This is a genomic window from uncultured Campylobacter sp. (assembly GCF_938031315.1).
In the GTDB taxonomy this organism is placed as follows: Bacteria; Campylobacterota; Campylobacteria; order Campylobacterales; family Campylobacteraceae; genus Campylobacter_B.
This window is the reverse complement of sequence record NZ_CALHHT010000414.1, coordinates 1-6,989: the sequence shown is the minus strand read 5'-3', so window position 1 is coordinate 6,989 and position 6,989 is coordinate 1. Positions and strand designations below refer to the sequence as shown.

Here is a 6,989-nt window from a genome sequence, read left to right as displayed (position 1 = left end):
TTACTAAACATTAGGGCATTTTCTATATCCTGCGCAAAATCTTTTTTGCCGATCTCCGCCTCAATCTGCGTAGCATAATCCACGCTCAGTGCCCTTGCTACAGCTAGCTCGCGCACCTGCTTATCATAAACCGAGCCAAGGGCTTGCATATAGGATATTTGCTTAAGTTTTTCAGGGCTAAATTCCGCTTGCAAATCGCTTTTCCAAAAAAACATAGCATCGCTTAGGCGCGCGCGTAAAACTTTTTCATTGCCGCGTACTACAAGCTCGTCATCATCGGTGATCGCATTACTAACGACAACGAAGTGATTGCTTAAGTTTTTACCCTCGAAAACGGGAAAATAGCGCTGATTCTCCTTCATCGAAGTGATGATGACCTCTTTTGGCACGCTTAAAAAATCTCGCTCAAAGCTGCCTAGCAGCGCCGTCGGATACTCGGTGATCGCCGTTACTTCATCTAGCAACGCAGGATCGACCTCGATCTTAAAGCCATGCTTTTTCTCGAGCTTTGCAAACTCGCTTAGAATTTTATTCTTTCTTTTTTGCTCGCTTAAAATTACGCCGTTACGCCCCAGCAGTGCAAAATAATCTGCGGCGTCTTTAAATTTAATCGCTTCATAGCCAAATTTTCGGTGCGGAAAAAATGCAGCTGCGCTTCGCACGCCATAAATTTCAAAATCTACGTTCTCTCCGCCCAAAACGCAGGCTATGCTTCTTATCGGACGGATAAACTCAAACTCACCGCTACCCCAGCGCATCGCGCGTCCAAAATTTAGCGATCGTAAAAACTCCTCTATCATTTCGCCTAGGATTTCACGACTATCGCGCCCCTTTTGCACCGCAGCGTGGTAGAGCACCTCTTTGCCGCCCACCTGCCGAAATTCCAGCTCGCTTTCGCTTATGCCGCATTTTTTAGCAAAACTTAGCGCTGCAGGGCTCCACGCGCCGTCTTTGAGCGCGACGGATTTTGGCGCGCCCGTGCTTATGATCTGCGCATCATCGCCGCGTTGTGGAAAATCCTCGTGAAATAGCACAAATCTACGCGGGCTAAATTCAAAGCGAAAATCGCTATTTATGCGGTTAGCCTCAAGCACCGCGCGCCATTTTGGCGCGATATTCGCACGCTCTTTTAAAAACGGGATCGCAGGCAGCTCCTCGACCCCAATCTCAATGAGTAGTTCCATCTTTATCCTTTTTTCGTTGATTTCGTTTTTCGTTTTTCTCCATCATTTCGCGGTTAAATCCTACGATCATAAATATCATAAAAAGCACGAAAAGTGCGGTTATAACAGCGTGTATCATTCTACTATAAATTCCTTTTGCCCTTTATAAATCGTAAAATAGGCGTTTTTAAATTCTAAATTTTTGCCGTTTTGTACGAGCGATTTTTTGCTAAAAATTCTAAATTTAGGCTATCTATCATGCAGCTAGGTTTTATAGTGTACCGGAAACCAAGAAAGCTGCAAGCCTACTTACTGATGCCAGCGTGCAGCGGCTCAAAGCGGTAAAGGGGATCGACTAAATTTGGCTACGATTGGCTACGATCAAGAGGCACCGTATCTATTGGCAACAGCTAGACTGAATTGAAATTTTTAGAGCCGATCATTAGCGCTTATGTCTACTTCTATATTATAAAATATAAGTATTACTTCACAATGTAGGTTTCAAGCAAGAGATAATTTATTTCGGCGCTAGGATATAAAATTTAAGCCACTCGATATAAATTGAAAATAAAATTTTTAAAATTTGCTTCTTCGTTGATACACTTTTTTGTGGAGCAGTATTTAGAATGATCCATTGCAAATTTTAATGCAAATCTATTCTCTAGTAGCCAAACGCCACATCTGCTTCGCCGATATTAATGACCTTACCTTTACGCGTCATCACGCCCAAGCCGTGCTCCATATCCCACGAGCAGCTAAACTGAAAGCCGATTTTCGCTCCGCCTAGGATATAGATATTTTGTAGCTCCAATAGTTCGCTAAGTTCCTGCGGCGCGCAGACGTCGGGCATGAAACCACCTTTCGTCTCGTTCGGATAGTCGTAAATTTTCTGCCATTTTGGGTAGTTTTTTAAAATTTCAGCTAAGATGCCCATTAAAATTTCCTCCTGCTTTTGTTTTAGAAACTCTAGCGTGTCCAATTATGCGCGATTCGGCTCGTCCGTCTCCTCACCATCCTCGTCTAAAAACGCGCAGCGAAACTCGCCTTCTTGCTCTAAAGCTTTGCCGAAATACTCCAGTCGCAGCGGGAAACTAAAGTTCTCGCATTCCTCATCTTTAAATTTAGGTAAAATTTTAGGCTCCGCAAGATGTGCATTAAAAAACTTCGCGACCTTTGGGCTGCTGGTGAAAAGATACTCCTCATCCGCTTCGTAGCTTTTGCGCAAAAACTCAAGCGCCTCCTGTTCCGCGCCGCACTCCAAGCAGCACTCGCCTTTGTAATAATCGCTCACGTAGGGCGGATTTTCATTGCTTCTGGCGTGCTTATCTATCTCGCCTAGCCAGCGCAGCATATTTGGGGCGTCGCCCGCCCATTTGTACTCATTTACCATGTGCGCCGCGTAGATGTATGAGGCGTAGATGCGGTATTTCTCATCATCCGCCTCCGCCTATTTTGCCTCGACAAAGCGGATAATTTCCGCCTTTGTAATCTTGGATTTTTTAAGCAGCGATCTGTCCAAGAAACGCCGATCTCATCCATTATTTTTTTGCGCGTCCATTGCTACTCCATTATAAATTTCTTGCCGATCTGCCTTACGATCTGAAAATAATCGCCGAATTTTTCCTCGACTTTTTTGAAATTTTTTATTTTATACATATCCTTTTTGTCGCGATGACAGAGCATCAGATAGGTCGTAAAGTGCAAAATATCTAAAATTTCGGCCCTTAAATTTTTATCTTCTATCTCGGTTTCTAGGCAGATTTTTAGGATTTTCTTAAAAATTTTCTTATCAAAATAGCAAAAATCATAGAGCAAAACGAAAAACGAGTCGTCGTTGCCTCTATCTACCTGCGCCCTTAAAAAGGCTATATCATCGCTTACGTTCGTCATAAAAAGCCGTCTTTATAATCAGTCCGAGCCCTGCAAAAGCCACAACGCAAACGAAAACTATCTGGGATATATCAAGTAGCGTCATTTTGCTGTCTTGGCTATCGTTTTGCCGTTTGTTTGGTTGTCGCGCTCTTTTAGCTGACCGCACGCTGCGCTGATATCTAGCCCCTTGCTCTGCCTGATGGTGCAGGTTACGCCGTGATCTCGCAGATATGTCTGAAATGCCTCCATATCAGCAGTATCCGGACGACCGTATTCGCTACCCTCGTGCGGATTAAAGTAGATCAAATTTACCTTTGCCTTGATACCGTGCAGCAGCGATACGAGCTTTTTAGCGTCTTTTATGCCGTCGTTCATGTCTTTTATGACGAGATACTCGAACATCACTCGCTTACGCATATCAATGGGAAACCCCCTCACTGCCTCCATAACGGACTCGATTTTGTAGGCGTTATTTATCGGCATTAGCTTGCTGCGAAGCTCGTTAGTAACGGCGTGTAAAGATATGGCTAACAGCACGCCCAGATCCATCTCTCCGAGCTTTTTTATCTGGCTACCTAGTCCGCTCGTACTAACGGTTTGGCGGCGCGGTGCGATAGCTAACCCGTCGTTTTCTTTTAAAATTTTTATAGCTTTACTAACGTTTTCTAGGTTATCTAGCGGCTCGCCCATGCCCATATATACGACGTTTACGCGGCGTTCGTAGGGGATTTTGTTTTCTCTTTTTATCCATAAAATTTGCCCTACGATCTCGCCCGGCGTTAGGTTTCTCGTTAGTCCGCTCTTGCCCGTTAGACAAAACGAACAGCCCATGCGGCAGCCCACCTGCGAGCTAACGCAGATCGTATAACGAGCGTGGCGCGCCACCTCGCCGTTTTCATCGTTGAGCTCCTCTTTCATCGGCAGCAACACGCTTTCAATCCTCAGTCCATCTTTGAGCTCGAAAAGATACTTTATAGAGCCGTCGCTGCTCTGCTCAAATTTGACGCATTTTAGAGGATCAAGGTAAAATTCTTGCGCTAAATTTGCACGCAAATCCTTTGGTAGATTTAGCATTTCATCAAAACTAGTTGCATTTTTTTTGTATAACCACTCGAAAATTTGCTTCGCGCGAAACGGCGGCGAGAGCTGCTCTTTTAGCTCATCTAATGTAAAATCAAGCAAATTTTTCAAATGATTTCCTTTTGTTTTAAGTATTTTTCGAGCTCTTTTTTTGCTTGCTCGTGGTTTTTGCTAAAGTCTGCGTGCGCGTTTTTGTCGCAGAAATTTGTCGCTACAAATATGCCGTAAGCGGGGATTTGAAATTTTTGCGCGACTTTAAGGACGGCAAAAAATTCCATATTTTCTAAAAAACATCCGCGATCGAAAAGCTTATGAGCTAAATTTTGATCGGTCGTGATAAAATTTGATGAATTTACCTTGCATGTTCCACGTGGAACAATAGAAGCGATTTCACTCTCTATCGGCGAATAGCTTTTGTTTTCTAGGCTTGAAATTTCGATATTTGTTGCGACCGAGCTCTCGTAAATTTCAAAAACTTCGCCATCTTTGTAAAGTCCTGCCGAGCCTATAAAAATGATTTCTCTCGGCAATGCGTTTAAAATTTTATCTGGATTTTGCGAAGATTTCGCGTTTTGCAAAATAGGCGAATCAATCAAATTTAGCTTTTCATCAAGTTGCTGCTTAGCTGTCAAATTTTGATCGTATCTACCGCAACCATCAATCATAGCTCGCTTTTGTAAAAGCGCCGTCAAATTTATGCTCATATCCACTAGCCCGACGCCCATCGGTAGCGCGAATGCAAATATCTCGTTTCGTCCGGCCGAAATAATCACGCCCTGCCCTTTTGTGCATCAAATTTGAGCCCAAATTTCACAGTCTGACCTCGATGCCGTTTTGTCTAAGGTATGTTTTAAGCGCCTTTATCTCAATCTCTCTAAAATGAAAAATCGATGCCGCTAGGCATGCGTCCGCGCCTGCTAAAAACGCATCTTTAAAGTGCTCCATTTTGCCTGCACCGCCGCTTGCGATGACAGGGATGTCAAGCTCGCTAAAAATCCGCGTCAAATTTAACTCAAAGCCGTTTTTAACGCCGTCGCAGTCCATCGATGTGAGTAAAATTTCGCCCGCACCGCGCTCCTGCGCTTCTTTTGCCCAGGCAAGCGCATCTTTGCCCGTATCTAGCCTACCGCCGTTTATAAAAACGCTGTAACTATCGCCTGTTTTCTTTGCGTCGATCGCGATCACGACGCATTGCGAGCCGAATTTATTCGCCGCCTCGTCTATCAAATTCGGATTTTTTATCGCGGCGGAGTTAAGGCTTATTTTGTCGCAGCCGACGTTTAGCAGGCGCGAGATATCATCGATCGTGCGTATGCCGCCACCCACGGTCAGCGGGATAAAAAGCTCGCGCGCGACCCGTTTCACGACATCCACGATCGTATCGCGCCCCAGATGCGACGCCGTGATGTCAAGGAAGCACAGCTCGTCCGCGCCCTCTTCGTTGTAGCGTTTGGCTATCTCGACCGGATCGCCAGCGTCCACGAGACCTACGAAATTTACGCCCTTTACCACGCGTCCGTCTTTGACGTCTAGGCACGGGATTATGCGTTTTGCGAATCTATTCAAAGCAGCCCTTCGGAATAAAATTTTTTATGATTTTAGCCAAATTTTACTTAACATAATGACTTTATAAGTAAAATTTGGCTAGACTCTCGCGATGATTAGGGCGAAAAAAGAGTTCGGGCAAAATTTTTTAAAAGACGAAGCCGTTTTAAGCAAGATCATCCAAGCGATTCCCGAGAACATGCAAAATGTCGTTGAAATCGGGGCTGGCTTAGGTGATTTAACTCGCAAGCTTTTGGAATTTTACAGATTAAAAAGTTTCGAGATAGATGAAGATTTATATCAAATTTTAAGCGCTAAATTTGCGCAGCAGATCGCTAGCGGTGAGCTTGAGCTCGTTTTGGGCGATGCTTTGCGGATTTGGCAGCAGCGGGGTCTTGGCTGCGGCGAATATTTTTTAGTCGCAAATTTGCCCTACTACGTCGCTACAAAGATGATTTTGCAGGCGATCGACGATGAGCTATGCGGCGGATTTTTGGTGATGATCCAAAAGGAGGTCGCTTTAAAATTCTGCGCTAGAGCCGGGCAGAGCGATTTTAGCGCTCTTTCGATCCTGGCGGATCTTGCGGGCGGTTGCGAGCTTCTATTCGACGTTGAGCCTGGCTGCTTCGAGCCTGCGCCGAAGGTAACTTCGTCGGTGATCAGGCTCGTAAAGGGCAAAAATTTCAAGCCCGGTGCCGAGGAAAGCGCGGAGAGTCTCGGCGTAAAAAGTTGCGCCCGCTTTCAAAATCTCGATGAATACGAGAAATTTAAAAGCTTTTTGCGCGTATCTTTCAGTGCGCCGCGAAAGACGCTTATTAAAAATTTAAGCGCAAAATTTGATAGAGGCTTAGCCGAAGAGATCTTTTTAAATTTGAAAATTCCGTCCGCGGTTCGGGCGCACGAGTTAAATTCCACCCTTTTTTTAGAAATTTTTAAAAATTTAAAGGCAAAAGATGGAAGAAAACAGAAATGAAAACGGCGTCGAACGACTCAAAAAAAGCAATCGCTATAAAAAACGCAAGGAAAATCTAAAAAAATCTATCGCAAGCGAAGGCTCTGCGGGCGATGTGGAATTCGGCGGCGAGCACGAAAACGGCTCTCGCAAAAATAAAGGCGCGAAAAACGGGCAAAATTCCGCTCGTTCAAAGGGTTCAAAAAATGGCTCTCGCAACGGATCAAATTTTTCGGGCGGTTCGTCAAGCGGCAATTCAAACGGCGCGAATGGTGCGCATTTCGCAGGCGCATACCCAAAAAACAACGAAAACGGCGCGGGCGGCGCAAATTTAAACGGTGCCGCAAAACCGGGCGGCAATAACGCAAAAGGCGCAA

Annotated in this window: 9 protein-coding genes and 1 pseudogene; 2 read left to right on the top strand and 8 right to left on the bottom strand. The window is 44.9% G+C overall.

All coding sequences use genetic code 11. The annotated features are described in order from the left end of the window. From glyS to hisF, 8 genes are all read right to left on the bottom strand, one after another. On the bottom strand, positions 1–1,184 hold a 1,184-nt coding region (gene glyS / locus Q0236_RS10365), incomplete at its 3' end, for a glycine--tRNA ligase subunit beta (RefSeq protein ID WP_297917520.1). Further along, positions 1,168–1,302 carry a hypothetical protein gene (locus Q0236_RS10360; protein WP_291937682.1) on the bottom strand — a complete coding sequence of 45 codons (135 nt, stop codon included), beginning with the start codon at positions 1,300–1,302 and terminating at the stop codon, positions 1,168–1,170. The genes glyS and Q0236_RS10360, both read right to left, overlap by 17 nt. A 522-nt stretch (positions 1,303–1,824) precedes the next feature. Continuing rightward, positions 1,825–2,097: a hypothetical protein gene (locus Q0236_RS10355; RefSeq protein WP_297917518.1), complete on the bottom strand. Its 273-nt coding sequence runs from the start codon at positions 2,095–2,097 to the stop codon at positions 1,825–1,827. 45 nt (positions 2,098–2,142) lie between these two features. Beyond that, on the bottom strand, positions 2,143–2,553 hold the full coding sequence (locus Q0236_RS10350) for a hypothetical protein (protein WP_297917516.1): 411 nt from the start codon (positions 2,551–2,553) through the stop codon (positions 2,143–2,145). Between the two features lie 170 nt (positions 2,554–2,723). Next, positions 2,724–3,053 carry a hypothetical protein gene (locus Q0236_RS10345; protein WP_297917513.1) on the bottom strand — a complete coding sequence of 110 codons (330 nt, stop codon included), beginning with the start codon at positions 3,051–3,053 and terminating at the stop codon, positions 2,724–2,726. Between the two features lie 81 nt (positions 3,054–3,134). Beyond that, on the bottom strand, positions 3,135–4,226 hold the full coding sequence (rlmN, locus tag Q0236_RS10340; RefSeq protein WP_297917510.1) for a 23S rRNA (adenine(2503)-C(2))-methyltransferase RlmN: 1,092 nt from the start codon (positions 4,224–4,226) through the stop codon (positions 3,135–3,137). Beyond that, entirely contained in the window at positions 4,223–4,888 is a 666-nt protein-coding gene (locus tag Q0236_RS10335; RefSeq protein WP_297917507.1) for a purine-nucleoside phosphorylase, read from the bottom strand. The genes rlmN and Q0236_RS10335 overlap by 4 nt, the downstream gene beginning before the upstream one ends. 37 nt (positions 4,889–4,925) lie before the next feature. Then, positions 4,926–5,681, bottom strand: coding sequence for an imidazole glycerol phosphate synthase subunit HisF (gene hisF, locus Q0236_RS10330; protein ID WP_297917504.1), 756 nt, complete (start codon positions 5,679–5,681; stop codon positions 4,926–4,928). Positions 5,682–5,772: 91 nt separating this feature from the next. On the opposite strand from hisF, the gene rsmA reads away from it, so the two are divergent. Both rsmA and Q0236_RS10320 read left to right on the top strand, forming a co-directional pair. Further along, positions 5,773–6,633 (top strand): 16S rRNA (adenine(1518)-N(6)/adenine(1519)-N(6))-dimethyltransferase RsmA, encoded by an 861-nt coding sequence (gene rsmA / locus Q0236_RS10325; protein ID WP_297917501.1) that lies wholly within the window; start codon positions 5,773–5,775, stop codon positions 6,631–6,633. After that, positions 6,614–6,989: pseudogene (locus Q0236_RS10320) on the top strand (ribonuclease J); the annotation flags it as partial. The gene rsmA and the pseudogene Q0236_RS10320, both read left to right, overlap by 20 nt.